This is a genomic window from Aeromonas sp. (assembly GCF_050252055.1).
In the GTDB taxonomy this organism is placed as follows: Bacteria; Pseudomonadota; Gammaproteobacteria; order Enterobacterales; family Aeromonadaceae; genus Aeromonas; species Aeromonas caviae.
Genome location: NZ_JBFWLQ010000001.1, coordinates 376,371 through 402,683, shown reverse-complemented (window position 1 = coordinate 402,683; position 26,313 = coordinate 376,371). Strand labels below are relative to the sequence as shown.

At 65.0% G+C, this 26,313-nt stretch carries 25 protein-coding genes and 2 pseudogenes; 3 read left to right on the top strand and 24 right to left on the bottom strand.

All coding sequences use genetic code 11. From position 1 onward, the window contains the following. Positions 1-12: 12 nt before the first annotated feature. From AB7E19_RS01795 to AB7E19_RS01705, 19 genes and pseudogenes are all read right to left on the bottom strand, one after another. Positions 13-1,107, bottom strand: a complete 1,095-nt coding sequence (locus tag AB7E19_RS01795; RefSeq protein ID WP_069651709.1) for an amino acid ABC transporter permease — start codon at positions 1,105-1,107, stop codon at positions 13-15. Positions 1,108-1,116: 9 nt separating this feature from the next. Continuing rightward, the gene (locus tag AB7E19_RS01790) at positions 1,117-2,304 is read right to left on the bottom strand and encodes an amino acid ABC transporter permease (protein ID WP_048208147.1); all 1,188 of its coding nucleotides are present in this window, start codon (positions 2,302-2,304) and stop codon (positions 1,117-1,119) included. A 62-nt stretch (positions 2,305-2,366) separates the two neighbouring features. Next, the gene (locus AB7E19_RS01785; protein ID WP_010673482.1) at positions 2,367-3,386 is read right to left on the bottom strand and encodes an amino acid ABC transporter substrate-binding protein; all 1,020 of its coding nucleotides are present in this window, start codon (positions 3,384-3,386) and stop codon (positions 2,367-2,369) included. A 460-nt stretch (positions 3,387-3,846) separates the two neighbouring features. Next, the gene (locus AB7E19_RS01780; RefSeq protein ID WP_029313965.1) at positions 3,847-4,158 is read right to left on the bottom strand and encodes a DUF2845 domain-containing protein; all 312 of its coding nucleotides are present in this window, start codon (positions 4,156-4,158) and stop codon (positions 3,847-3,849) included. After that, positions 4,143-5,155: pseudogene (locus AB7E19_RS01775) on the bottom strand (ABC transporter permease). The gene AB7E19_RS01780 and the pseudogene AB7E19_RS01775 overlap by 16 nt, the downstream one beginning before the upstream one ends. Before the next feature lie 79 nt (positions 5,156-5,234). Next, a complete protein-coding gene (locus AB7E19_RS01770; RefSeq protein WP_045523520.1) occupies positions 5,235-6,116 on the bottom strand; it encodes an ABC transporter ATP-binding protein in 882 nt (293 codons plus the stop codon). Positions 6,117-6,253: 137 nt separating this feature from the next. Beyond that, positions 6,254-6,865, bottom strand: a complete 612-nt coding sequence (locus tag AB7E19_RS01765; RefSeq protein WP_010673478.1) for an FKBP-type peptidyl-prolyl cis-trans isomerase — start codon at positions 6,863-6,865, stop codon at positions 6,254-6,256. A gap of 191 nt (positions 6,866-7,056) precedes the next feature. After that, positions 7,057-7,149: pseudogene (locus tag AB7E19_RS01760) on the bottom strand (copper homeostasis protein CutC); the annotation flags it as partial. 35 nt (positions 7,150-7,184) lie between these two features. Further along, positions 7,185-7,313, bottom strand: coding sequence for a hypothetical protein (locus AB7E19_RS01755; protein WP_373875460.1), 129 nt, complete (start codon positions 7,311-7,313; stop codon positions 7,185-7,187). Further along, on the bottom strand, positions 7,313-8,038 hold the full coding sequence (locus tag AB7E19_RS01750; RefSeq protein ID WP_319895861.1) for a copper homeostasis protein CutC: 726 nt from the start codon (positions 8,036-8,038) through the stop codon (positions 7,313-7,315). The genes AB7E19_RS01755 and AB7E19_RS01750 overlap by 1 nt, the downstream gene beginning before the upstream one ends. A 41-nt stretch (positions 8,039-8,079) precedes the next feature. Next, positions 8,080-8,982, bottom strand: a complete 903-nt coding sequence (locus tag AB7E19_RS01745) for an ROK family protein (protein ID WP_045523530.1) — start codon at positions 8,980-8,982, stop codon at positions 8,080-8,082. Positions 8,983-9,091: 109 nt separating this feature from the next. Further along, a complete protein-coding gene (locus AB7E19_RS01740) occupies positions 9,092-9,598 on the bottom strand; it encodes a GNAT family N-acetyltransferase (protein ID WP_039039287.1) in 507 nt (168 codons plus the stop codon). After that, positions 9,586-10,401, bottom strand: coding sequence for a M48 family metallopeptidase (locus tag AB7E19_RS01735; protein ID WP_010673474.1), 816 nt, complete (start codon positions 10,399-10,401; stop codon positions 9,586-9,588). Before AB7E19_RS01735 ends, AB7E19_RS01740 begins: the two co-directional genes overlap by 13 nt. Positions 10,402-10,553: 152 nt before the next feature. Beyond that, on the bottom strand, positions 10,554-11,528 hold the full coding sequence (locus tag AB7E19_RS01730) for a PstS family phosphate ABC transporter substrate-binding protein (protein ID WP_010673473.1): 975 nt from the start codon (positions 11,526-11,528) through the stop codon (positions 10,554-10,556). Between the two features lie 273 nt (positions 11,529-11,801). Continuing rightward, entirely contained in the window at positions 11,802-13,097 is a 1,296-nt protein-coding gene (phoR, locus tag AB7E19_RS01725; RefSeq protein WP_010673472.1) for a phosphate regulon sensor histidine kinase PhoR, read from the bottom strand. Between the two features lie 72 nt (positions 13,098-13,169). Further along, a complete protein-coding gene (gene phoB, locus AB7E19_RS01720; protein WP_010673471.1) occupies positions 13,170-13,859 on the bottom strand; it encodes a phosphate regulon transcriptional regulator PhoB in 690 nt (229 codons plus the stop codon). A 102-nt stretch (positions 13,860-13,961) separates the two neighbouring features. Continuing rightward, positions 13,962-14,372 (bottom strand): VOC family protein, encoded by a 411-nt coding sequence (locus tag AB7E19_RS01715; RefSeq protein ID WP_319862538.1) that lies wholly within the window; start codon positions 14,370-14,372, stop codon positions 13,962-13,964. Between the two features lie 68 nt (positions 14,373-14,440). Further along, positions 14,441-15,727: a GGDEF domain-containing protein gene (locus AB7E19_RS01710; RefSeq protein ID WP_045523534.1), complete on the bottom strand. Its 1,287-nt coding sequence runs from the start codon at positions 15,725-15,727 to the stop codon at positions 14,441-14,443. 283 nt (positions 15,728-16,010) lie between these two features. After that, positions 16,011-17,681, bottom strand: a complete 1,671-nt coding sequence (locus tag AB7E19_RS01705) for a sigma-54-dependent Fis family transcriptional regulator (RefSeq protein WP_427934551.1) — start codon at positions 17,679-17,681, stop codon at positions 16,011-16,013. A gap of 290 nt (positions 17,682-17,971) precedes the next feature. On the opposite strand from AB7E19_RS01705, the gene exaC reads away from it, so the two are divergent. Beyond that, the gene (gene exaC, locus AB7E19_RS01700) at positions 17,972-19,489 is read left to right on the top strand and encodes an acetaldehyde dehydrogenase ExaC (protein WP_427934550.1); all 1,518 of its coding nucleotides are present in this window, start codon (positions 17,972-17,974) and stop codon (positions 19,487-19,489) included. 51 nt (positions 19,490-19,540) lie between these two features. On the opposite strand, the gene AB7E19_RS01695 is transcribed toward exaC, so the two are convergent. Then, positions 19,541-20,335 (bottom strand): AraC family transcriptional regulator, encoded by a 795-nt coding sequence (locus AB7E19_RS01695; protein WP_010673466.1) that lies wholly within the window; start codon positions 20,333-20,335, stop codon positions 19,541-19,543. A gap of 96 nt (positions 20,336-20,431) precedes the next feature. On the opposite strand from AB7E19_RS01695, the gene AB7E19_RS01690 reads away from it, so the two are divergent. After that, a complete protein-coding gene (locus AB7E19_RS01690) occupies positions 20,432-21,319 on the top strand; it encodes a DMT family transporter (protein WP_010673465.1) in 888 nt (295 codons plus the stop codon). Positions 21,320-21,414: 95 nt separating this feature from the next. Here the strand turns inward: AB7E19_RS01690 and AB7E19_RS01685 are convergent, their stop codons facing one another. Together AB7E19_RS01685 and AB7E19_RS01680 are read right to left on the bottom strand one after the other, a co-directional pair. Beyond that, entirely contained in the window at positions 21,415-21,819 is a 405-nt protein-coding gene (locus AB7E19_RS01685) for a carboxymuconolactone decarboxylase family protein (protein ID WP_010673464.1), read from the bottom strand. Further along, positions 21,816-22,799, bottom strand: coding sequence for an aldo/keto reductase (locus AB7E19_RS01680; RefSeq protein ID WP_010673463.1), 984 nt, complete (start codon positions 22,797-22,799; stop codon positions 21,816-21,818). Before AB7E19_RS01680 ends, AB7E19_RS01685 begins: the two co-directional genes overlap by 4 nt. 99 nt (positions 22,800-22,898) lie before the next feature. Between AB7E19_RS01680 and AB7E19_RS01675 the strand changes: the two genes are divergently transcribed. Beyond that, complete coding sequence (locus tag AB7E19_RS01675) at positions 22,899-23,807, top strand: LysR family transcriptional regulator (RefSeq protein ID WP_069785606.1); 909 nt, start codon at positions 22,899-22,901, stop codon at positions 23,805-23,807. Positions 23,808-23,921: 114 nt separating this feature from the next. Here the strand turns inward: AB7E19_RS01675 and AB7E19_RS01670 are convergent, their stop codons facing one another. Both AB7E19_RS01670 and AB7E19_RS01665 read right to left on the bottom strand, forming a co-directional pair. Next, positions 23,922-24,614 carry a response regulator gene (locus AB7E19_RS01670; RefSeq protein WP_010673461.1) on the bottom strand — a complete coding sequence of 231 codons (693 nt, stop codon included), beginning with the start codon at positions 24,612-24,614 and terminating at the stop codon, positions 23,922-23,924. 3 nt (positions 24,615-24,617) lie between these two features. Continuing rightward, positions 24,618-26,183: an ATP-binding protein gene (locus AB7E19_RS01665; protein ID WP_010673460.1), complete on the bottom strand. Its 1,566-nt coding sequence runs from the start codon at positions 26,181-26,183 to the stop codon at positions 24,618-24,620. Positions 26,184-26,313 lie beyond the last annotated feature (130 nt).

Genomic DNA, 26,313 nt, shown 5'->3' with positions numbered 1-26,313 from the left:
TCAGAACGACTCCTAATGCTTGTGGCCCGTGTTGAGTTTGCGCTCCAGATAGATGGAGTAGCGGGACATGCCAAAACAGAACATCCAGAAGATCATGGCGATAAAGACATAAGCTTCGGTGGAATACCCCAGCCAGGCCGGATCCGCCAGCGCCACCTTGGAGATGGCCAGCAGATCGAACAGCCCGATGATCAGCACCAGGCTGGTGTCCTTGAACAGGGAAATAAAGGTGTTCACCAGGGAAGGAATGGTGATCTTGAGGGCCTGGGGCATGATGATGAGGCCCATCACCTTCCAGTAGGAGAGCCCGAGGGCATCCCCCGCCTCATATTGCCCCTTGGGGATCGCCTGCAGCCCCCCTCTCACCACCTCGGCCACATAGGCCGCCTGGAACAGGATGATGCCGATGAGCGCCCGCAGCAGCTTGTCGAGCTCCACCTCGGTACTCATGAACAGTGGCAGCATGACGGACGCCATGAAGAGCACAGTAATGAGCGGCACCGCCCGCCAGAACTCGATGTAGACGGTACAGAGGCTGGAGATGACCGGCATGTGGGAGCGACGCCCCAGTGCCAGCAGGATGCCGAACGGCAGTGCTACCACTATGCCCACCACCGCCAGCACCAGGGTGAGCATCAGCCCGCCCCAGCGGTTCGTTTCCACCACCTCCAGCCCCGCTCCCCCATGGATGAGGAAGAAGGCGATGACAGGGAACACCAGCAGGGTGAAGAGCGCCAGCCCCCCCTTGCGCGGGGTCTTTGGCCAGATGAGCAGGGCCAGCAGCGCCGCCAGACCGGCGAAGGTCAGGTTGATGCGCCAGTACTGATCAGCCGGGTAGAAGCCATAGAGATACTGTCCCAGCCGGCTCTCGATGAAGATCCAGCAGGCACCGCCCTGGACGCAGGCCTCGCGGCTGCTCCCCTGCCAGGTGGCCGAGAACAGCGCCCAGTCCAGTGCAGACCAGATGAGTGGCAGCAACAGATAGGCCAGCACCAGGGTCAGCAGGCCGTTCCACCAGTTGGGGAAAAGGTTCTGCCTGATCCAGGCGAGCGGCCCCCGACGGTGGTTGGGAGGCGGCAGCGCCTCCTGCAATTCATTCACGAACATGACAGCTCCCTAGCGCTCAACCAGCGTCATTCTGCGGTTGTAGATGTTCATCAGCACCGAGGTGGTGATACTGATGACGAGATAGACCCCCATGGTCATGGCGATGACCTCGATGGCCTGCCCTGTCTGGTTGAGAGTCGTCCCCATGAACACCGAGACCAGATCCGGGTAGCCGATGGCGGTCGCCAGGGAGGAGTTCTTGGTGAGGTTCAGATACTGGCTGGTCAAGGGAGGAATGATGACCCGCATGGCCTGGGGAATGATCACCAGCCGCAGCGTCTTGGTGGGCGAGAGCCCGAGGGCGGAAGCCGCCTCCGTCTGCCCCTTGCTGATGGCCAGGATGCCGGATCGCACTATCTCGGCGATGAAGGCCGCCGTATAGATGGTGAGCGCCAGCAAGAGGGCCGCGAGCTCCGGCAGCACCGTCAGCCCGCCCCGGAAGTTGAACCCCTGCAGCGCAGGCACGCTCCAGCTGAGCGGGCTGCCCGCCAGCAGGAAGGTGATGCCCGGGAGCAGCATGACCAGGGCGGCCACACAGCGCCAGAACGGGAAGATCCTGCCGGTCAGGGCCTGACGGCGGCGAGCCCAGCGGCCCAGCCCCCAGCTCAGCAGCACCGCGAGCACCAGTGCCCAGAGCACGTAGCCGAATCCCTCTTCGAACAGGGGCTTGGGCAGATAGAAACCCCGCACGTTGAGGAAGGCGAGCCCGCCTATATCCACGCTCTGACGCGGGGAAGGCAGGGTACGCAGCACCGAGAAGTACCAGAAGAAGATCTGCAGCAGCAGCGGGATGTTGCGAAACGTCTCTATGTAGACGGCCGCTATCTTGGCCACCAGCCAGTTGCGCGACAGGCGCGCGACCCCGAGTGCGAACCCGAGCAGGGTGGCAAACAGGATGCCGAGCACGGAGACCAGCAGGGTGTTGAGCAGGCCCACCACGAAGGTGCGACCGAAGGTATAGGTCTCGTCGTAGGGGATGAGGCTCTGCAAGATGCCGAAACCGGCCGTATTGCCCAGAAAATCAAAGCCTGTGGTGATACCACGGGTGGCCAGATTGGTCAGGGCATTGTTGACGATGTAGAACAGAAACCCGATAACCGCCGCGATGGCCAGGCACTGGAAGAGCAGCGCCCGCACCTTGGCGTCATACCACCAGCGGCCCTGTTCTTTCCTATGGTTTGATGCATGTAACGCCATGAGGATGACTCCGACAAAGCCAGGGAAAACATGGGGGGCCAGGCCCCCCGGTGACTGTCGACTCAGCGGATGGGTGGCGCGTACATCAGACCGCCCTTGTTCCAGAGGGCATTGATGCCGCGATCAATCTTGAGGGGGGAGCCGGCACCGACGTTGCGATCGAAGGATTCACCGTAGTTGCCGACCTGTTTGACGATGTTGTAGGCCCACTTGTCATCCAGCCCCAGCACAGTCCCTTTGGGCTCTTCCAGCCCCAGCAGGCGACGGATGTCAGGATTGGTGGACTTGAGCATCTCGTCCACGTTGGCACTGGTGACCCCGGCCTCCTCGGCATTGAGCATGGCGTTGAGGCTCCAGCGCACCACCTTGAACCACTGATCGTCACCCTGACGCACGGCTGGGCCCAGCGGCTCCTTGGAGATGACCTCCGGCAGCACCACGGCTTCCTCTGGCTTGGTGAGCTTGATCTTGAGGGCATAGAGCTGGGACTGATCCGAAGTCAGCACGTCACAGCGGCCGGCTTCGAAGCCCTTGACGGTCTGATCCGAGGTATCGAACACCACTGGGGTGTACTTCATGCCGCCATTGGCTCGGAAATAGTCGGCCAGGTTGAGCTCGGTGGTGGTACCGGACTGGATGCAGACGGCGGCACCGTCAAGCTCCTTGGCGCTCTTGACCCCGAGGGACTGCTTGACCAGGAACCCCTGCCCGTCGTAGTAGTTCACCCCGGCGAACGTGAGGCCCAGCGACCCATCCCGGGTCAGGGTCCAGGTGGTGTTGCGCGAGAGCAGATCCACTTCCCCGGACTGCAGGGCGGTAAAGCGCTCCTTGGCGGTGAGGGAGACATACTTGACCTTGCTGGCGTCCCCCAGTACCGCGGCGGCCACGGCGCGGCACACGTCCACGTCGAGCCCGGTCCAGGTTCCCTTGGCATCCGGGTTGGAGAACCCGGGCAGGCCGTCACCGACCCCGCACTGAACGAATCCCTTCTTCTTGACGGCATCCAGCGTACCGTCCGCCCACGCATTGGCTGCCATCAGCGACAGCGCCATCACCATACCTGCCTTGTGTATCTGCTTCATGTCACTCTTCCCTGTGGTTTGATTCGAACAGGCATCAAAATCTAGCGAGATGCCATCGTTTCCCTGCTTTTTGGCAGCTTATCCAGCCGCAGAAAAACCTGTCAATCGGTGCAATCCGGCCCAACCATGGTGCAACAGAACAAAATATCTAAACGGGGGAATATGCACTCTCAGAATCAAAAGTAGACCCTTATTTGCCAAATAGCCTGCTGCTTAAAACCCTTCTTGGCATGAGGATTATTTTTCGAAAATAAATTGGCTGCACCGCATTGGGGCAGCCATTTCTGCTGACAACTGACTCATCAGGTTCGATTTTATGCCAAAAGCACCAGAGTGAGGCAGCATGCCCCCATATGGATAAATGGCGAAAACAGGCAGGGAAAAGCAAATAAACAGGAGCTAAAAGGCGGGGAAATGGCGACCTCATCTCCCGCAGGCTGGGCTTCAGAAAACCAGGAGGTCATCCTCCCCGTGGACCATCCGCAATGTCGGTGATGACGCCGTTTTCGACGGTGACAAACTGCATGAATTCCCGCTTGCCGAAGTTGTAGGTCCAGCGTTCGGCATACTTGACCGTCACTCTCGCCCCGAAGCCGTTCTCCTCGAAGCGGGTGAGATCTTCCTTGAGCATCGGCTGGCCGCAGCGAACCAGCAGCTCTGCCGTGGTGTCTCCCTCGGTCAGCAAGGCGTTCTTGCAACGCAGGGTACCTGCCTGCACAGGCAAGGCCGCCACCAGCAACAACCACAGAACAGGTTTCATTTTGCACTCCATTTGAACAGCATGGCGCCCAGCGAGATGCACACCAGGGCGAAAACCATGACCTGACCCAGAGGGCCTGCCACCTCCTGCCATCCCGCCCCTTCCAGCATCACGGCGCGGGCTGCTTCGATGATCTGGCTGAGGGGCAGCCTGGCCGCAAGCTGCTGCAGCCAGGCGGGCGCGCCTTCCAGCGAGAACCAGACACCGGATAAAAACATCATGGGCAAGCTGATGAGATTGAGCAAACCGCTCGCCAGCTCCTCGTTCTGCAGGCGGGCGGCGATGAGCAGGCCAAGGGAGGCCATGGCCGTTCCTCCCGCCAGGGCGATCACCAGCAGCAGCCACCCCGACCCGATGAGGGGCACATCCAGCAGCCAGTAGGCCGCGCAGAAGACCAGCAGGCTCACCACCAGGGTGATCAGTACCCGTGCAGCAACTGGGCGAAGAGAAACTCCAGCGCGCCGAGCGGCGTGGCTCGCAGCCGTTTCAGCACCCCGTTCTTGCGATAACGCACGATGACAAACCCGACCCCGAACAGGCCGGAGAACATCAGGTTCATGCCGATCACCCCGGGCAGCAGCCAGTCGCCGTAGCGGATGGCGCGCCCGCTCAGGGTCTCTCTTTGCAAGGGCACCTGCACCGCCTGGCGCAGCAGATACTCGGCCATGGCCCCCTGAGGAGCGTCCGGGTTTATCCAGTAACGCCCCCCGGCGGGTGAAAGCAGCAGGTCCAGCTGATGGTGACGGACCTTGAGCTGGCCTCTCGACGCCTCGTCATAGGGGATGATCTTGAGCAGCGGCACGGCGCGCAGCGGGGCATAGGTTGCGGGCAGTTCCCCCACCACCCCAATCTGCACCAGCGGTTTGGGCGGGCCGGAGAAGATGAGGGAGAAGCCGATGACCAGCAGGAGCGGGAAAAGCAGGTTCCACACCAGGGCCGCGCGATCGCGTACGAACTCGAGGGTGCGGGCATAGAAGAGCGCCCCGATGCGCTTGAGGGATCCCTTCATCGTCCACTCCCGTGATTGCATGTCGGCAAGGCGTACCGCAGCACGGAGGCCACGGTCAGACAGAACTCGGTCATCCCTCTCATGCGCCGCTCCGCAGGCTGTGACCGGTCAGGTTCAGGAAGAGATCTTCCAGATTGGGGGAGCGCACCTGCATGCCGGTGAGCGGCACACCAAGATCCAGCAAGGCTGGCAACAGGGTCGCCACGTCGGGGCAACAGAGCTCCACCTGATCGCCGACCGGACGCAGGGGATAGCCGAGCCCAGCCAGGGCCGGGTGCCCCCCAAGACGCACCAGTACGCCGTCGAAGTGTTGCGCCAGCAAGGCAGCCGGCGTATCCAGACTGAGCAGGTGGCCGTGATCGACGATGGCAATCAGATCGCACAGCTGCTGCGCTTCGTCCATGTAGTGGGTGGTGAGCACCACCGTCTTGCCCTGGGCCTTGATCGCCTCTATTCGCTGCCAGAAGTGGTGGCGCGCCTGGGGATCCAGTCCTGTGGTGGGCTCATCCAGAAACAGCAGTTCGGGATCCCCGAGCAGGGCCAGAGCCAGCAGCAGGCGCTGACGCTGGCCCCCCGAGAGCTTGCGACTGTCCCTGTCGATGAACTCGCCCAAGGCGCACAGATCGATGAGCAGCTCCCGTGGCAAGGGATTGGGGTAGAGGCTGGCGAACAGGCGCAGGGTATCGCGCACCGTCAGGAAATCCTGTAGCGCCGTGTGCTGGAACTGGATGCCGATGCGGGAGCGATAATCCGGGCCGCGCGGGGCGCCGTGAAACAGGATCCGGCCGCTGTCCGGGGTGAGGATCCCCTCCAGCAACTCAATGGTCGTGGTCTTGCCCGCCCCGTTCGGGCCGAGCAGGCCGAAACAGCTGCCGGCGGGAATGGCAAAGCTGAGCCCGTCCACCGCCTTGACGCCGGGGAAGTGCTTGACGAGATCGACGACCTCGATGATGGCTGCCATGGCGTGTCTCCCTCACATGGCCGGAATGGACGACGCTCTGACTATATCCAAATCCCCGCCGAAGGCACATGGCCCGTTTGGGCGGCCCAAAAACAAACGGCGACCTCAGGGTCGCCGTTTGCATCACGCCAGCCGGATCACAGGATGTCCAGCAGCTCCACTTCGAATACCAGAGCGGAGTACGGCGGGATGGAGCCGGCACCACGGGCACCGTAGGCCAGATCCTGCGGAATGTAGAGCTTCCACTTGGAGCCAACCGGCATCATCTGCAGCGCTTCCACCCAACCGGCGATCACGCCGGTCACCGGGAACTCGGCCGGTTGGCCGCGAGCAACGGAGCTGTCGAACACGCCACCGTGGGTGAAGGTACCGTGGTAGTGCACGCGCACGGACTGACCGGCAACCGGCACGGCGCCATTGCCTTCGACCATGACTTCATATTGCAGACCGGAGTCGGTGGTCTTCACTTCGGCGCGCTTGGCGTTGTCGGCCAGGAAGGCTTCGCCTTCGGCGGCAGCGGCTTTGGCGGCTGCTTCCTGCTCTTCCTGCATGCGGGCGGTGATGACCTGGAAGGCATCGTTGATATCGTCACGGCTGACCGCGAACTCCAGGCCGTTCAGGGCATCTGCCAGACCTTGTTGCAGGGCCGGGATATCCAGACCGGCGAAGGCTTGCTGAGCCAGTTGGTCGCCCATGTTGCGGCCGATGCCGTAGCTGGCCTTCTGTTCGATAGAGTCGTATTGGGACATTGAGAGGTTGCTCCGGGTCCTGATGGTAAAAGAGACGGGATGATAACAGACTTTTTTGCACCGTGCTGCCAAGACGCCCCTCAATTGCCCGCCGGTGGGAGACGCCTCACATCGGCCCCCTCATCCCCGCCCCTTCTCCCGCAAGGGGAGAAGGGAGCAAAACAGAGCACCATACCGCCGCACGGCCTGTATCAGGCCCTGTCCAGCAGAGCCCGCACCGCCGCGACCTTGGCGCCGTCGGTGATGTTGACCCGGCCATCGTCCGAGGTGCCCATGTTGACGTCACAGAGAGCGGCACCATGGCGCCGCACGGCCTGTATCAGGCCCTGTCCAGCAGTGCCCTCACCGCTGCGACCTTGGCGCCGTCGGTGATGTTGACCCGGCCATCGTCCGAGGTGCCCATGTTGACGTCACAGAGAGAGGCACCATGGCGCCGCACGGTCTGCATCAGGCCCTGTCCAGCAGAGCCCGCACCGCCGCGACCTTGGCGCCGTCGGTGATGTTGACCCGGCCGTCGTCCGAGGTGCCCATGTTGACACCATGGGGTACCATGCCGCCGCGCCAGCCCATGCCGGACATGTGCACTTCATTGACGCCGGTGAATTCGATGATGGTGCGCACGTTGTCGGCGTTGACCCCGGCCCCCGGCATCAGGCTGGCCCGTCCCGCCAGCGCCTGGTGCATGGCCTGCAGGGTTTCGAGCCCCGCCAGCGCGGTCGGCGCATGGCCGGAGCTCAGAATGCGCTCGCAACCCGCTGCGACGATCGTCTCGAGATCCAGCCGCCAGTCGGAGGAGAGATCGATGGCCCGGTGGAAGGTGACGCCGAGCGGCCCCGCCGCCTCGATCAGTTGCCGGAGCTTGCCTTCGGGTACCCGTCCATCTTCATCCAGCAGACCGACCACCACCCCTTGCAGGCCGGCGGCACGGGCGGCGGCGATATCCTGCAGCATGATGTCGAACTCCCCCTCGCCAAAACAGAAATCCCCGGCACGGGGCCGGATCATGGCGTAGACGGGGATGGTGGCGTGGCGCGCCACCTGCTGCATGAAGCCATAGGAGGGAGTGAGACCGCCCAGCCCCAGCGCAGAGCAGAGCTCGATGCGATCGGCGCCGGCCGCCTGGGCGGTGAACAGGGATTCGAGGTTGTCGATACAGATTTCAAGACGGGTCATGATGACTCCTTGTTCGGGGAGATCAGACCCTCTGTCCGATCTCACAGATTGAGCAGGGCTGCACCGCGCACACCGCCGGCACCACCGAAGCGGGCCTCGCGGATCGCCGGCAGGGCGACACCGGGCAGCAGGTGGCCGGGCAGACGTTTGGGCAACTCCTCATAGAGGGCTGGCAGGGCGCTCAGGCCGCCCCCCAGCACCACCACATCGGGATCAATCACCGAGATGGCGGTGGCGAGGCCGGCGGCGATGATCTCGAGCCAGCAGTCGATGGTCGAGAGGGCCGCCGCCTCACGGGCATCGGCACGGGCGACGATCTGGTGGCCGCTCACCCGTTCCCCATGAACATGGTGGTATAGCCGCTCCAGGCCCGTGCCCGACGCATAGGTTTCGAAACAGACCAGGCGCCCGCAGCCACAGCGGGGACGGGGCAAATCCGGGTATTTCATCAGGATGGTGGCGGGCAGCGGGTAGTGACCTATCTCCCCCGCCAGCCAGTTGCGCCCCTGGATGAGCTTGCCCGCCAGGTAGACGGCGCCGCCGATGCCGGTGCCTATGGTGACGCCGAGGGCGCTGCCAGCACCGTCTGCGGCCCCCTGATGCACTTCCGACCAGAGGAAACAGTTGGCGTCATTGTCGACCTTGACCGGTCGGCCCAGCAGCTCGGCCAGATCCGCCCCCAGATGGCGGCCATGGATGGCGGGCAGGTTGGCCGCCACTATGCTCCCGTCGAGGCGATTGAGGATCCCCGGAAACCCGATGCCGACGGCCCCTTTCACCCCGAAGCGCGCATCCGCCGCCTCGACCCGCTCGCGGATCAGCTGCTGCAACCCTTCGTAATCATTGCCGGGAGTGCTCATGCGCTCCTCGTGACAGAGATTCAAGGCGCCGTCATACACAGCGAACGCTATCTTGGTGCCGCCAATGTCAAATCCGTAGTACATGCCACACTCCCTTGCGGTGGACCCGGCCACCTCAGTCTGTCCAGATGGGGCACATTGTATTAATTCGCAAAAAAAATAAAGTGACCGAGGGCGAAAAACGGGAGCCAGCTCAAAGCAAACGGAACATTTGTCGTTGTTGGCAAGGTTGTCCGAGGCTCATCAGGGTGCGCTCCTGACCGTCGAACATGAAGCCGCGGCGCAGGTAGAATCCCTCGCCGATGTGATTGCCATCCAGCAGCCAGAGCCTGACGCACTCGCAACCGGCCCGGCGCATCTGCACCGCCACCGCCTGCCACAGCCGTTTGCCATGACCCTGACGCCAGTGATCGGGATGAAGGTAGAGCGCCCGGATCCGCGCCGTCATCAAGCCTTCCTCCAGGGAGGGCTGCCAGTAGAGCAGGCCGATGACCACGTCGTCCTGGCAGACCAGCATGGGAACGGGGCCGGGCTCGGCGAGCCGATGTCGCCAGATCTGCAGGTGGTCGGTCACCGCCAGCTGGGCCAGCATGTCGGCCCCCAGCACCTCCCCGTAGGCCGCCAGCCAGCTCGCCCGCTGCATCACCGTCATAGCGGCGGCATCGGCGGGACGCGCCAGGCGCAGGCTTACGCCTTGCACTGGGGAACCAGTCCTGATGCTTTCGCCTGCTGGTACAGGGGCTGCACTTCGGCCTGCTGGGCCTGCAGGTTGGCGATCCGGCTCTGGTCGCTGGGGTGGGTGGAGAGCAACTGGGGCGGTGCCTTGCCACCGGAGGCGGCGCTCATGTTCTGCCACAGGGTGACGGCTTCGGCCGGGTTGAACCCGGCGCGGGCCATCAGCTCGAGACCGAGCCGGTCCGCCTCGCTCTCCTGGGTTCTGCCATAAGGCAGGGCTATCCCCACCTGGACCCCGAGGCCCAGGGCGGCCATGGTGGCAGCGCCCCCGAGGCTGTCGCTGCTGCCGATGGCGGCGTCCGCCACCGCCAGCCCGATACCGGTCAGCTGATCCCGGGAGAGGCGCTCGTTGGAGTGCTGGGCCAGCACGTGGGTCAGTTCGTGACCGATGACGGTGGCGAGCTGGTCCTGATTCTTGGCGACTTTCAGCAGGCCGCTGTAAACGCCTATCTTGCCGCCGGGCAGGGCGAAGGCGTTGATCTCCTTGGAGTCGAACACCACCACCTCCCAGCTGGTGATGCCATAGCTGGCAGGCACCTGGGCGGTCACCGCCTTGGCCACGCAGCCCACATAGGCATTCATCCTGGCATCCGTGCTCACCTTCTCCTGCTGCTTCATCTGGGTGAAGGAGTCGGCGCCCAGCTGGTTCATCTGCTGGGGGGAGAAGAGCAGCATCTGGTTGCGACCGGTCGGTGACTGGGCGCAGCCGGCCAGCAGGGCGCTGCACAAGGCCGTCAGGGCCAGTCTGGAGAGGGAAGATGCGCGCATGAGAGGGTCCTTTGCCGTGAAGTTGCCCTATTCTCGGAAATGCCGCCGCCCGGCGCAAGCCGGGCGCTGCGCCCTGCGACCAAAAAGATCCTGGGGCGCACCAATGAAAACGAGCCCGCATGGGGCTCGTTTTTCTGCAAGGGCATGTTCTGTTACATGATGCCCAGCTTCTTCAGGTCGGCCTGAACCACCTTGGCCGGGACCGGCACATAGCCGTCCTTGGCAACGATGGTCTGGCCCGCCTTGGAGAGCATCATCTTCACAAACTCCTGCTCCATCGGGGAGAGCGGCTTGTTCGGATGCTTGTTCACATAGACGTACAGGAAGCGCGACAGCGGGTACTTGCCGGTGATGGCGTTGTCGGAGTTCGCCTCGATGAAGGTCTTGCCATCCTTGGAGAGCGGAACGGCACGTACGCCGGAGGTGACGTAGCCGATACCGGAGTAGCCGATGCCGTTCAGGGAGGAGGAGACGGACTGTACCACGGAGGCGGAGCCCGGCTGCTCGTTCACGCCGCTCTTGAAGTCACCGTTGCACAGGGCGTGTTCCTTGAAGTAACCGTAGGTACCGGACACGGAGTTGCGACCGAACAGTTGCAGATCCTTGCCGGACCAGCTGCCGTCCAGACCCAGATCAGACCACTTGGTGGCCGCCTTGGCTTCGCCGCACTTGAGGGTGCTGGAGAAGATGGCGTCGATCTGCGACATGGTCAGCCCCTTGATGGGGTTGTCCTTGTTGACGAACACGGCCAGGGCATCGACGGCGACGCGGATGGCGGTCGGCTTGTAGCCGTAGCGCTTCTCGAATGCCTCCTCTTCACCGGCCTTCATGGCGCGGCTCATGGGGCCAAACTGGGCGACGCCCTCGGTCAGGGCAGTCGGTGCGGTGGAAGAACCGGCGGCCTGGATCTGCACGTTGACGTTGGGATACATGCGCTTAAATTCTTCGGCCCACAGGGTCATCATGTTGGCCAGGGTGTCCGAGCCGACAGAGGACAGGTTGCCCGAGATGCCGCTGGTCGGTGTGTATTCCGGCAGGTCTTTATCCACACCGGCAGCCAGAGCGCTGACAGAAAACAGGGTTGCTGCGGTGAATCCGATGACACCAGCCAGTTTGTTGAGTTTCATCCAATCTCTCCAAGTCCAAGGTTGCAGAAGGCAATCGTCAGGTTGACGTCTAAACGTGGTTGACACCCGATCGCAATGATCCGTGGGCCAGCACCACTCCTTCTCCAGTGTTACAGAAGGTCCGTTCTTTAAGACGGCGCCAGTATCTGGCCTGGCAGTGACAAATTTATGGAATTTATATGACACTTTGATGACATGGGCCGAGAGTGGCCCGGATGAAAAAAGGGCTGCGATGCAGCCCTTCTCTCGTTGCTAACACATTGACACAAAATATTATTTCACCAGCACCATGCGGGCGGGAATGAGAAAGCTGAAGCGGCTGCCCGCACCGACCCGGCTCTCGATATCGAGATGGGCATCGTGATGACTCAGGGCATGCTTGACGATGGCAAGGCCGAGCCCGGACCCTCCGGTGTGGCGCGAGCGGGCCTTGTCGACCCGATAGAACCGCTCGGTGAGCCGCGCCAGATGCTCGGGGGGGATCCCCTCCCCCTCATCCTGGACCGCAAACAGCGCCATGCTCCCCTGCTTGCGCCACTCCACGGTGATCTTGCGCCCCGCCGGGGTGTAGTGGATGGCGTTGTAGACCAGGTTGGAGACGGCGCTGCGCAGTTGATCCTGATCCCCGCGCACCAGCAGATTGGGCTGAACCATGAAGACGATCTCGTGGGCCCGCTCGCCGGAGAGCGCCCGCGCCTCCTGCTCCAGCAGCCCCAGCATGGCGGGCATGTCCACCAGATGGGAGAGATCCACGGTGGGCGCCGCCTCGATGCGAGACAGGGTGAGCAGCTGGTTGACCAGATTGTCCATGCGGATCGTCTGCTCCATCATCACCTTGTGCGCCTTGGCCCACATGGCGGGGGGCGGCGGCTCCTCGGTCATCTCCAGATACCCCTTGAGCACGGTGAGGGGGGTGCGCAGCTCGTGAGAGACGTTGGAGACGAAGTGCTTGCGCGTCTTCTCCAGGCTGCGCAGCCGGGTCACGTCCCGCACCACCAGCATGGCCTGGTCCTCCGCATAGGGCATGATGCGAAATTCGAGGAACTTCTCCTCGTTGATGGGGGAGTGCATCTCGAACGGCTCGTCATACTGCCCCTTGCCCAGATAGGCGACGAAGGCGGGGTGACGGATCAGGTTGCCGATGTGCTGGCCGGCATCCTCGGGCCAGCGAAAGCCGAGCAGTTGCTCCGCCAGCCGGTTGCACCAGAGGATGCTGCCGTCGGTGCGAAACACCACGGCCGCATCGGGCAGCGCCTCCGCCCCTTCCCGAAAACGGCGGATGAGGCCCGCCAGCTCCCGGCGCCGGGCCCGGTGACGCTGCTGCAACTTGTAGATGCCGTTGAAGATGTGCTCCCAGCTGCCGCTGCCGTGGGGCGGCACCAGGCTGCGATCGTGCCACAGCCAGTCCGACAGCCGCTTCTGGAAGCGGTAGTGCCAGACCAGGTGCACCACAGTGGCCACCAGCAGGCAGAGAACGAGATGATCGATTAACCAACCTACCAAGACGAAGGGGCTGTAGAAGAACGCCATTCGCCACAACTGTCGCCGCCAGGCGTAAGGTTGCAACATTAAGATCTCCTAGAGACAGCAAAGAGCCGGGTCCAATGCCCGCCGGCAGGCGCTGGCGGCACTGGCCCTGACCTAGAGACGGGTCGAGAAGCGGTAGCCGGCCCCGCGCACCGTCTGGATCAATCTGTCGTGCCCCGTCTCTTCGATGGCCTTGCGCAGGCGGCGAATGTGCACGTCCACCGTCCTGTCCTCGACATACACGTTGGTACCCCAGACGTTGTTGAGCAACTGCTCGCGGCTGTAGACCCGCTCGGGGTGGGTCATGAAGAAGTGCAGCAGCTTGAATTCGGTCGGCCCCATGTCGAGGGCCTTCTCCTCGGCACTGACCCGGTGGGAAACGGGATCCAGCTTTAGCCCCTGCACCTCGATCACCTCGTCCACCGAGGTGGGAGAGACACGGCGCATCACGGCGTGCAGGCGGGCGGTGAGCTCCTTGGGGGAGAAGGGCTTGGTGATGTAGTCGTCGGCACCGGCCTCGAGCCCGCGCACCTTGTCCTCTTCCTCGCCCCGGGCGGTCAGCATCACCACCGGGATCTGGCGAGTCATCTCATCCTGCTTGAGCTGCTTGAGGAACTGGATACCACTGCCACCTGGCATCATCCAGTCCAGCACGATGAGTTCGGGGTAGGGTTCGCGCACCTTTGCCAGTCCATCGGCGTAATCTTCTGCTTCTACTGTTTCATATCCCTTCTGCTCAAGCACGAAGCAGAGCATTTCGCGGATCGGTGCCTCGTCCTCGACCACCAGAATTCGCTTAGCCATATCCCTTCTCTCTCCTCTGTGAAGATGGGTGCGCCAATTATTAGAACTTTCTGTGACACTTTTATGACTTTATGACGGGCGGGATGATAAACGTTTTCAGATTCAGTTGGCAGCAGCGAGTTGCAGCAGGTCCCAGCGATTGCCACTGATGTCCTCGAACACCACCACGGTGCCGTAGGGTTCGAGGCGCGGCTGTTCACAAAAATGAACGCCATAGGCCTGCATCCGCTCGTAATCGCCCCAGAAGTCGTCGGTCTCGAGAAACAGGAAGACCCGACCGCCCCCCTGGCGACCGATGGCGGCGCGCTGCTCCTCGTTGGCCGCGCGGGCCAGCAGCAGGGCGGAACCGGGAGCCCCCTTGGGTGCGACCCGCACCCAGCGTTTGCCCGGTTTGCCCGGCTCGTCGAGGGGGGAGTCTTCCAATAGCTCGAAGCCCATTCCCCGGGTGAAGAAGGCGATAGCCTCGTCGTAATCCGCCACCAGCAGCGTCAGGGCGCCAATGTGTTGTGCCATGGCATCTCTCCTCGGATGGATGATGGGGCGCATGATAGCCCCGCCCGGCCATGGGCTCCAGCGCCGGTTCAGTCGGGCGCCACCTCCACCCGGTTGCGACCATTCTGCTTGGCCTGATAGAGCGCCTCGTCGGCCCGCTTGAGCGCCTGCTCCAGGCTATCCTTGCGCCGCTCGGCCACCCCGAAGGAGGCGGTGATCCCAAGCCCCAGCGGCCAGTGCCTGTACCCCTCCAGCGCCCCTCTCAGCCGCTCCGCCAGGGCGGCGGCCCGTCCCTCGTCGTAATGGAGACAGACCAGCACGAACTCCTCCCCGCCCCAGCGCACCAGTCGGCACAGGCTGTCGCAATGGCGCAGCAGCTCGCTCACCATGTGCTTGAGCACCTCGTCCCCCACCGGGTGGCCGTGACCGTCGTTGACCCCCTTGAAGTGATCGATGTCGATATAGATGAAGGAGAGCGGCATCTCGCCGAGCTCCCCGAGCAGCTTTTCGCCGCCGAGCCGGTTGAGGGCCCCGGTCAGGGGATCGTAGCGGGCCTCCTCCTCGGTACGCCGGTTCTGCTCGCACAGGCTCGCACTCAGGGCTTCAGCCGCGAGGCGCGCCTCCCTGGCCTTGCGCAGCCGATCGCCAAACATCAGGTTCTGGACCAGGAAGAGCAGCACGCCGTAGACAAGCCACCCCAGCAGCAGATAGCGATAGAAGTCCCCCGGCTTGCACCAGCGGCCATAGAACTCCAGCCGCTCGAGCCGCAACCGGTACTCCCCCGGCAGCATCTTGTCATCGGAGGCGATCTCGATGGCGTAGACATGGTGCAGATCCGGCCCCTGCTGGACCAGCGGAATGTCGTACTGCTGCACCCACCAGGAGCTGGGGGCGAAGACGTTCAGGGGGACATCCTGCTCGCGGCCAAAATCCCTGGCGGTGAAGAGCACTTCGTTGAACTTGTGGGAACTCTCGTCTTCCCGCGTCGAGTAGACGGGATCGTAGTTGCGCAGATAAAGGCGCCAGGCCTGTTCCCCTTGCCCTTCTACATCCAGCCTCACCCGCACCCCGGTGAAGCCGGAGAGATCCAGCCCCCGCTCGGGGTCGGTCAGGGTCAGAACCAGCTCGCAGAAAGGATAGGCATATTGGCTTCGCAGGGTGCACTGGATGGCGGGTCTGTCGCCCCCCTGACTCAGGGTGGCGACGGAGGAGCCCTTGTGGGCCCTGTCATCCTGGGCACGCACGGACAAACCGGCCTGGCTCAGGATGTCGAGCCGCCGCTCGGGTCCGAATTCGAATAACACCATGGCCAGCAGGCTCGCCGCCAGCAGGCACCAGAACAACAGCGTCGTCATGCGGGAATAGGAAGGGATCATCGGCATCACACCTGAAAAAGGGCTTTTACCCTACACCTTGAAGCGCCGGACCGCGCTGATCCAGATCCAAGGTTATTACACGCGCCGCACCGGGCGCAGACGGGTGCCGACTAACCGGCACGGGCCCCATAGGGCGCAAGCGGCATCGGCCAGCAGCCGGGAGAGAGGCGGGGGGCCTCGTCGGTCGTAAGATGGGTCATTGCGCACTCCCTGCGATGGAAACATAACGAAAAAACGTCCTTGCCACCGCAGTCTACACAAGCGCTGGACGGCGCGACACCCTTCACCTCTCCTCCCGCAGCGCCCGATAGAGGGTGGTGCGACTGATGCCAAGACGGCGCGCCGCCTCGCTCACGTTGCCGCCGCACTCTGCCAGGGTCTGCTGCACCCGCTGCCGACTCTGCTCGCGCAGGGTACTCCCTCCCAAAGGTGAGCTCGTTCCCCCCGCCACGGCGGGCAGATGCAGATGGGCAGGTTCAATCCAGCCCTGCCCCTCTGCCAGCACACAGGCCACCTCCAGCGCCTGTTTGAGCTGGCGTACGTTGCCGGGCAGAGGGTGGGCCAGCAACCGCTGCTCCGCCTCCCGGCTCAGTTGTAGCGCCGGGTCCATCTGGGCGAGCAGGTTCAGGATCAGCCCCTGACGCTCGGGCACCGACCAGGCCCGCAGGGGTGCCAGTTGCTGGCGCCAGCCGCAGATGCGGTAGTAGAGATCTTCGCGAAAGGTGCCGGCCGCCACCATGGCCGCCAGATCCCGATGGCTGGCGCTGACCAGCCAGAAATCCACCGCCTCGGGTCTGTGGCTGCCCACCGGGGTGACGACGCGCTCCTGCAACACCCGCAGCAGCCGGGTCTGGGCCTGGAGCGGCAGCTCGCCAATTTCATCCAGCATCAGGATGCCGCCGTGGGCGGCGCGCAGATAGCCCTGGCTGCCCTGGCTGCGGGCACCGCTGAAGGCCCCCCTCACGTAGCCGAACAGCTCGGCCTCCACCAGCTCCGCCGGCAGGGCGCCGCAGTTGACGCACACCAGAGGCCGCTCCCGACGGCTCGAACTGGCGTGCAGGGTGCGCACCAGGTGCTCCTTGCCGCTGCCGGTCTCCCCCTCGATGAGCAATGAGATGCCCCGCTCCAGCATCTTGAGCGGCACCTGCTGCGCCTGCGATCCCCCCTCCTCAACCGCGCTCGGCAGGGGGAGCCTGGCGGCGCGCTCCTCCGGCACCAGCCGCAGGCCGCGGCGCTCGCGCAGCAACTGCTGACCGTCGAAGGGGTGCTGGCCGAGCCAGAGCCGACCGGCCCGGTTGGCCCCGAGCAGCTCGCCCCCCTCCCCCAGCAGCAGGCGGGCAGACCAGAGACTCTGGGGATCGAGATCCACCAGCCAGCCCGGCTGGCGGGCCAGCAGGGCGTTTTCCAGGGTCATGGCCAGGAGGCGCACGGTGCCCAGCATGTCGCCGCCGTGGTGGGCCGCATCGGTGGAGATGTCGAGCACGCCGAGCAGTTGCCCGTCCGGCCCGAGCAGGGGGCAGGCGCTGCAACTGAGAAAGCTGTGCTGGGCGAAGAAGTGCTGCGCCCCCAGCACCTGCACCTCGCTCTGCTCGGCCAGCGCGGTGCCGATGGCGTTGGTGCCCTTGCTCGCCTCCCCCCAGCGGGCGCCGCTGCGCAAAAAAATGCGCTCGGCATGGCGGGCAAACCGGTCGTCTCCGCTCACCGCGAGGATGGCCCCCTCGCCGTCACACAACAGCAGACGACAGGGTCTGCCCGCCAGCAACTGGCCAAAGAGCGGCAGCACGAAGCGCTGGAAGCAGGCGATGAGCGTCCTGTGCTGCTCCTGGCGAGCCGACAGCTCCCCCTGGGGCAGCAAGTCCAGCTCGGCGCTCTGCTGGCGGCTCAGCCCCTGATGCAGGCAGCGCTCCCAGGAGCGCTGGATTGGGCTGGCACCGGATTGAGGCAACTCGCTCATCACACCTCCTTCTACACACTCGCGAATAGGGCCGCCTTGGGGGAGCGCCTTCATCACGTCTCCTGTTCACAAACGGCACAGTGTCACACCCGATGTTCAGAAACGGCACAGTTCGGGGGCCGCCCTGGGGGGCACTGGTTAACCAAGATACCCCTTGGCACCCCGTTTGATAACGTTTTTGCAACCTTTTTGTGTAGAGCGCCGCCCGCTGGCACGCCCCTTGCGATGACAGGAAGCAACCGGACTGCCCGCCAGGCCGGTCAGGACCACACACACATAAGGATGATGAGATGATTTATACCGCTCCCGGTCAGGCAGGTGCCCTGGTCAGCTTCAAATCCCGTTATGACAACTTCATCGGTGGCGACTGGGTGGCGCCGCGCGCCGGCCGCTATTTCGAGAACATCTCGCCGGTGGATGGCCGGGTGTTCTGCGAGGTGGCCCGCTCCGACGCCGCCGACATCGAGCTCGCCCTGGACGCGGCCCACAAGGCGTTCGCCAGCTGGAGCAAGACCAGCGTCACCGAGCGCAGCAACCTGCTGCTGCGCATCGCCGATCGCATCGAACAGAACATTGAGCGGCTCGCCGTCGCCGAGACCTGGGAGAACGGCAAGGCGGTGCGCGAGACCCTGGCCGCCGACCTGCCCCTGGTGGTGGATCACTTCCGCTACTTCGCCGGCTGCATCCGCGCCCAGGAGGGCTCCGCCGCCGAGCTGGACCAGAACACCGTCAGCTACCACTTCAAGGAGCCCATCGGCGTGGTCGGCCAGATCATCCCGTGGAACTTCCCCCTGCTGATGGCCGCCTGGAAGCTGGCCCCGGTACTGGCGGCCGGCTGCTGCAGCGTGCTCAAGCCCGCCGAGCAGACCCCGGTCACCATCATGCTGATGATGGATCTCATCAAGGACATCCTGCCCCCTGGCGTAGTCAACGTGGTCAACGGCTTCGGCGCCGAGGCGGGCCAGGCGCTCGCCACCAGCAACCGGATCCAGAAGCTGGCGTTTACCGGCTCCACCGAGGTGGGCGCCCATATCCTGCGCTGCGCCGCCGACAAGCTGATCCCCTCCACCGTGGAGCTCGGTGGCAAGTCCCCCAACATCTACTTCGCCGACGTGATGCAGCACGAGAGCAGCTACATCGACAAGGCGGTGGAAGGGATGCTGATGACCTTCTTCAACCAGGGGGAGGTGTGTACCTGCCCCTCCCGCGCCCTGGTGCAGGCCAGCATCTATGACGACTTCATGGACCGGGTGCTGGCCCGCGCCCGCACCATAGTGCAGGGCAACCCCCTCGACACCACGACCCAGGTGGGGGCCCAGGCGTCCCGCGAGCAGTTCGACAAGATCCTGAGCTATATGGAGATCGGCCGCGGCGAAGGGGCCAAGATGCTGCTGGGCGGCGGCCCGGCCAAGGTGGGCGGGCTGGAGGGGGGCTTCTACATCCAGCCCACCATCTTCTCGGGCCAGAACAAGATGCGGGTGTTCCAGGAGGAGATCTTCGGGCCGGCGCTCGGGGTCACCACCTTCAAGGACGAGGCGGATGCCCTGGCCATTGCCAACGACACCCAGTACGGGCTGGGGGCGGGCCTGTGGACCCGGGACAGCAATCTGGCTTGGCGCATGGGGCGCGGCATCCAGGCCGGCCGGGTCTGGGTCAACTGCTACCACGCCTACCCGGCCCATGCGGCCTTTGGCGGCTACAAGAAGTCGGGGATCGGTCGCGAGACCCACAAGATGATGCTGGACCACTACCAGAACACCAAGAACCTGCTGGTGAGCCACGACATCAACCCCCTCGGCTTCTTCTAAGCCCATCCCGTGATCCACAAGGGCGCCTGCGGGCGCCCTTTTTCATGCGGTTCAGGCCACGGGTTGGCCCAGTTGCTGGCGATAGCGCTGGGGGGCGCAGCCCTGTTCCCGCTGGAACATGGCGATGAAAGCCGAGGTGGAGGCGTAACCGAGGCGCCAGGCGATCTCCTGCACCGGCATCTCGCCCCGCAGCCAGTCCAGCGCCTTCACCAACCGCAGCCGGGTGCGCCACTGGCCCAGGCTCATGCCAAGCTCCTTCTGGCAACGCCGCGCCAGGGTGCGCTCCGTGGTGTGCAGCGCCCTGGCCCACTCCACCAGCGTGCGGTTGTCCTCCGGCGCCGCCTGCAATGCCGCCAGCAAGGGTGCCAGCAGGCGATCCCGGCTCTGGGGCAGGTAGCTCGGCTGGCAACGGGTGCGGGCCAGCTTCTCGATGAAGAGTTCACCCTGGCGGGCATCCCACTCATCCTCCATGTGCCCGACCCGGCGCTGGGTGAAGTCCTCCAGCAGGGCCCGCAGCAAGGGGGTGAGGGCCAGCAGCTGGGGTTCCCGTGGCAGGCGCGGGGCCAGGGCGTGGCTCACGTAGATGGAGGTGTAATCCAGGGTCTGCTCGTTGAAGGCGGTGTGGGGCAGGTCCGCCGGCACCCAGATGAGGTAGTCCGGGGGCGCCACCAGCCGCTCTCCCCCCACCTCCACCACCATGACCCCCAGGCTGATGAGGCTGAGCTGACCCCAGGGGTGGGCGTGCTCGGCGCAGGCGTTGCCCCCCTGGATCTGGCTGTAGCGAAAGTAGAGGGGGTTGGGGTCGGCCAGCAGGCGATCCTGCTCGGCCAGGGTGAGGGTGCCCATGCAGATTGTCCCAAAGCGGTTATGACATGTCTTATTTACGCTACTTACCTCGTTCAAGACAAGGCTAGACTCTCCCCATCGTACCAAGGAGTGCCTATGCCTTTTCTCTTCCCCCTGCTCGCCATCCTGATCTGGGCCGCCAATACCGTGGTCTCCAAGGCCGCCGCCGGCGTGCTGGATCCCGCCGCCATCTCCTTCTATCGCTGGGTGATCGCCGCCCTCGCGCTCTCCCCCTTCTGCCTGCCGCAGCTCTGGCGCCGCCGGGCCGACATCCGCCCCTGGCTCGGCAAGCTGCTGGTGCTCTCCCTGCTCGGCATGGTGCTCTACCAGTGCCTCGCCTACTACGCCGCCCACAGCACCTCGGCCACCAACATGGGGGTCATCGGCTCCCTGCTGCCCCTGCTCACCCTGCTCATCGGGGCCTGCTGCTTTGGCCAGAAGCCGGGCAAGCAGGCGCTGCTCGGCATGAGCCTCTCCCTGTTCGGGGTGCTCTGGCTGCTGGGTCAGGGCAATCCCCTGGCACTGCTGCACAGCGGCATCAACCCCGGCGACGGCATGATGCTGCTGGGGGCGGCCAGCTATGCCCTCTATGGCCTGCTGATCCGCCGCTGGCAACTGCCGTTCGGCCCCTGGCTCAACCTCTACCTGCAGATCCTGCTGGCGGTGCTGCTGCTCATCCCGGTGGCCCTCTCTGCCGACTCCCTGGCCATTCCCGCCCAGGGCTGGAGCATGGTGCTGTTCGCCGGCCTCGCCTCCTCCATCTTCGCCGCCTACTGCTGGATGCGCGGCCTCGCCACCCTGGGGGCGGAGCGCACTTCGGTCTTCATGAACCTGATGCCCCTGTGCACGGCCCTCATCGCCGTCATCACCCTGGGGGAGCCCATCCACGGCTATCACCTGCTGGGGGGCGGCCTCATCCTGACCGGGGTCATGCTCTCCCAGCTCAAGCCGAGGGTACGCCGTCCTCTGCCAGAAGGGGCTTGAGCCGGCCAGCACCATGAAAGAAGGGAGCCTCGGCTCCCTTCTTGCTGCCCTCGTCAGGGCACACCTGACCTTTTCGCCAGGGTGGCGTCTCCTCCTTAATCCCTGCCCCCCCGCCCCTTGTCATGGGCGGCGAAGGCGCTGCGGGCCGCACTGATGCCATTCATGCAGGCGGGCACTCCGGCATAGACGGCGACCTGGAGCAGGATCTCGATGATGGTCTCCCGGCTGACCCCCACATTGAGGGCGGCCCGGATATGGAACTCGAGCTGTCCGGGCGCCGTACCCATCCCCATCAGGGTCGCCACCGTGAGCATCTCGCGGGTGCAGAGATCGATGCCGGGTCGGGCGAGCACATCGGCAAAGGCAAACCCCAGCACCAGCTCGGCAAGCTCGGGTGACAAGGCATCCAGGCTGGCGGCGACCCGCGTGGGCGCCAGGGGATCGAGCCGGGCCAGCAGCGCGAACGCCCGTTCACGGCGATCCGTGTGCGAGCCGCTCATGCGTTCACCCCCTTCATCCCCTCGGCGGTATAGCGCTCCCCCGCCACCGGCAGGGTCCGGATGGCCTGTCCCAGGGCCCCGAGCTCTGCAGGGGAGAGGCGCACCGAGAGCGCACCGAGGTTACCCGCCAGGTGGGTCAGGCGCCGGGTGCCGGGGATGGGCACTATCCCCTCCCATTGCGCCAGCAGCCAGGCCAGGGCTATCTGCGCCGCCGAGCATCCCTTCTGCTGCGCCAGGGCCATGACCGCCTGCACCAGGGTGCGGTTGGTGGCGAGGTTCTCCCCCTGAAACCGCGGCAGACTGGCCCGAAAATCCCCCTCCTCGAACACCGCCTCCTGCTGGTAACGCCCGGTCAGAAACCCGCGCCCCAGGGGGGAGTAGGCCACCAGACCAATCCCCAGCTCCCGGCAGGCGGGCAGCACCGCCGCCTCCACCTCCCGCGTCCAGAGGGAGTATTCGGTCTGCACCGCCGCCACCGGGTGCACGGCATGGGCGCGCCTCAGGGTGGCCTCGCTCACCTCGCACAGACCGATGCGGGCTATCTTGCCCTCCTGTACCAGCTGCGCCAGCCCGGCCATGGTCTCCTCGACGGGATGGGCCGGATCGAGGCGGTGCACATAGTAGAGATCGATCTGCTCGATGCCGAGGCGGCGCAGGGAGCCCTCGCAGCTCTGACGCGCATAGCGGGCGCTGTTGTCGAGGGTACGCCTGTACTCCCCGTGCTGGCGCACGATGCCAAACTTGGTGGCGACCTTCACCTGCCCCCGCCGGGTCGCGAGAAAACGCCCGATCAGCGCCTCGTTGTGGTGGGGGCCGTACATGTCGGCGGTGTCGAGCAGGTCGATGCCCCGCTCCACCGCCTCCGCCAGCACCCGCAAGGACATCTCATCGTCCCGCGGCCCGTAGAATTCGCTCATCCCCATGCAGCCCAGCCCCAGGGCAGAGACCTGCAGGTTGGCTCCCAGTGTTCGTCGTTGCATCGCATTTTCTCCCTGACAAGTTGCAGGGGAGTATGGTCTTCCGAAAATGAATGAGATATAGAGGTAACTGGCAACCTATCTTCCGATTATGGAAACACTATGCACGATCCCCTGCTCTGGGACGACGCCCGCGTCTTCCTGGCCATCGCCCGCAGCGGCACCCTGAGCGGTGCCGCCCACGCCCTTCGCATGGGGGTGGCCACCGTCTCCCGGCGCCTGGACAGGCTGGAGGCGGCCCTCGGCCTCCCCCTGTTCAGCCGCCACCAGCAAGGCTATCGCCTGACCGACGACGGGGAGGCCCTGCTTGAGCGAGCCGAGGCGCTGGAACATGCGGGGCTGGCCTTTGGCGAGGCGGGGCAGTTGCAGGGACAGGTGGCCGGCACAGTGCGCCTCGCCACCGCCGAGAACCTGGCCAATCCCCTCATCATCCCCTCCCTGCCGACGCTCTTTGCCCAGCACCCCGAGCTGAGGGTGGAGCTGGTCACCGGGGTGCAGACGGTGAACCTGCACCGGCGCGATGCCGATCTCGCGGTGCGCATGGTCAAGCCCGATGCCGGCCACCTCACCCTGCGGCGCCTGGGCACCCTGGGCTTTGGCCTCTACGGGACCGGCGCCTACCTGGATGCCCGCAGCCCCGGGCTGGATGCCGCCAGCTTCGATCAGGATGACTTCATCGGCTGGAACGAAACCCAGAGCCACCTGCCCGCCGCCAGATGGATGACCCGCATGCTGCGCGGCCGCCCCTGCCGGGTGGAGACCAGCACCCTGGCGGCCCAGCTCGCCGCCGCCCAGGCCGGTCTGGGGCTCGCGGTGCTGCCCCACTACCTGGCCCGCCAGACGGATCTGGTCTGCCTGCTGCCGGAGCTCGGGGTGGATCAGCCCATCTGGCTGGTGCTCCACAGCGATCTCGCCCACTCCCGGCGGGTGAGAGCCGTGGCGGATCACCTCATCGCCCTGTTCGAGCGCGCCCGCACCGCCCTGCACCCCTTCTCGGGCGATCCCAGATAGAAGGGCCGGGTCGCATCGGGGCAAAACAAAAGGGAGCTCAAAGGCTCCCTTTTATCTGCGCGGCCTGCGCAGCATGGTGTGCGCGGCCTCTTCAGCGTTGTGCCCGCGGCGGGGTCACGACTCCCGGCGCCAGTGGTAGCGCCGCTCCGGGCGGCCACGCTGGCCGTAGTTGAGCTCCACGTCCAGCCGATCTTCTGACTCCAGAAACTCCAGGTAGCGGCGGGCCGTGGTGCGACTCAGGGAGAGGCGCAGGGCCACGGTGTCGGTGGAGAAGGTGTTGTCCGGCTCCCCCGCCAGTAGATCCAGCACCTGTCGCAGGGTGATGGCGTCGATCCCCTTGGGGGTCTCCCGCGCCTCCCGCCCCTGGTTGCGCGCCTTGCCCATCAGGCGGTCCAGGTCGCTCTGGGCCAGCTCCCCCGGCTCGCACAGGCGGCGATGGAGGACCAGGATCTCCTCCAGGCTCTGCTGGATGCGAAACAGCCGCAGCGGCTTGATGACGTAGTCCTGCACGCCCAGGTTGAGGGCCTGCTGTATGGTCTCCACGTCGCAGGAGGCGGTCACCATCATCACCATCACCTCCCGGTTGTAGCTGCGCAGCCGGCTCACCCACTCCAGGCCCGAGCCATCGGGCAGGGAGATGTCGACCATCAGCAAGCGGGGCTCGCTCCCCGCCATCAGGCGATCCGCCTCGGCCAGGGTGCCGGCCCGCCCCATCAGGGAGAACCCGGCCGTGGAGGAGACCAGCTCCCCCAACATGGCGCCTATCCGCTCGTCATCCTCGATAATCAGCGTGAAGATTGGCTTCATGACTTACACCAATTGGTTTTTATTCAAATAGATACCGAACAGGGTCGTCTGCTCGGCGGTGCGGCGCCATTCTATCACGCCCCCCCGCCTGGCCACCGTCTTCTTGACCAGGAAGAGGCCGACCCCGTGATCCCCGGTCTGGCGGCTGACACCGTAGTCGAACAGGTGATCCGCCAGCGCCTCGTCCACCCCCTCGCCACTGTCCTCCACCTCGATCACCAGCCGCCGCCCCAGATCATCGAGGGAGAGCAGCACCCTGGGCGCGGCGTGCTCGCGGTTCCCCCAGGCGGCGCGAATGCCGTTGTCCAGCAGGTTGCCGATGCAGGTGATGAGATCCGCCGACACCTCGGCCGGATACTCCCCGAGGGCCGACCCCGCATCCAGCACCAGCTCCACCCCCAGCTCCCGCGCCCGGCTGAACTTGCCGAGGATGAGCCCGGCCACCGGCTTGTTCTCGATGACCCGCAGCAGATCCTGCAACATGTTCTGGCAGGCTTCGTTCTCCTGCTGGATGAGGTCTACCGCCTGATCCACGTGGCCAAGCTGGAGCAGGCCGGAGAGGCTGCTGAGCTTGTTGGCGAATTCATGGGTCTGGATGCGCAGCATCTCGCCGTACTGGCGCAGGTGGGTCACCTGCATGCCCAGGCTGCCGGTGCCGTCTGGCCGGCTGAAGATGAGCATGCGCCCCGGCTCGCGACCGCTGAGCTCCTGCCAGTGGCCGACGAAGTCATCCCCCTGCACGGTGAACCTGACCGCCCCCCCTTGCTGCAACGTGGGCACGAGGCCGGGGGCCAGCTCCGCCAGGGAGCGGCCCAGCAGGGCGTGGCGCCCGGTGCCGGGCAGTCGCAACTGATAGAAGGCGGCGCTGTTGAGCATGGTGATCCTGTGCTGGTTGTCCAGGGCCACTATCCCCTCCGAGATCCCCTCCAGCACCAGATCCTGCTGGGCGAAGCGATTGGCGATGGTCTCCGGCTCCAGATCCAGCAGGGTGCGGCGCAGCAGGTGCTGCACCCAGAGCGCCAGCAGCAGGCCGCACCCCAGCACCGCTGCGATGGCGCCGACCAGCAGGGCGATCCGCTCCTGATAGGTGCCCTCCACGGTGCGCATCAGATAACCCACCGCCACCGCACCGATGGCCTGGCCATCGGGCCCCACCACGGGAGCGAAGCAGCGGATGGCGGGGCCCAGGGTGCCCACGTCCCGGGAGCAGTAGCTCTCGCGCGACTGGAGTGCAGGCCAGATGTCCTCCCCCCGGAAGGTCTGGCCCACCAGCTCGGGGGAGGGGTGGCTCAGGCGCCTGGCATGTTCGTCGGTCACCACCATGTAGGCGGCATCGGTGCGGCTGCAGATCCCCTGCACATAATCCCGCAGCCCGGGATCGCTCCCCTTCTCCAGGGCCCGGACCACCCGGCTGTCCGCCGCCAGCACCCGGGCCAGATCGCTCCCCTTCTCCTTCAGGTTGTTCTCCAGCAGGTGGCGCATGAAGAGGGCGAGCAGACAGCCCAGGATCAGGATCAGCAGCAGTGACAAGCCAAGCGAGAGGGTGACTAGCTGGTGGCGCAGTTTCATCGTTCAACCTTGCAGCGGACGGGGAAGCCCAGGGTGAGGGTGTCCCCCGGCCGGGTCAATGGCCAGCCTGGCGCACCTCAAAGGTGGCCACTCTAACGCCTCCTCCGGCCGTTGTCGGTTAGCTGGCCCG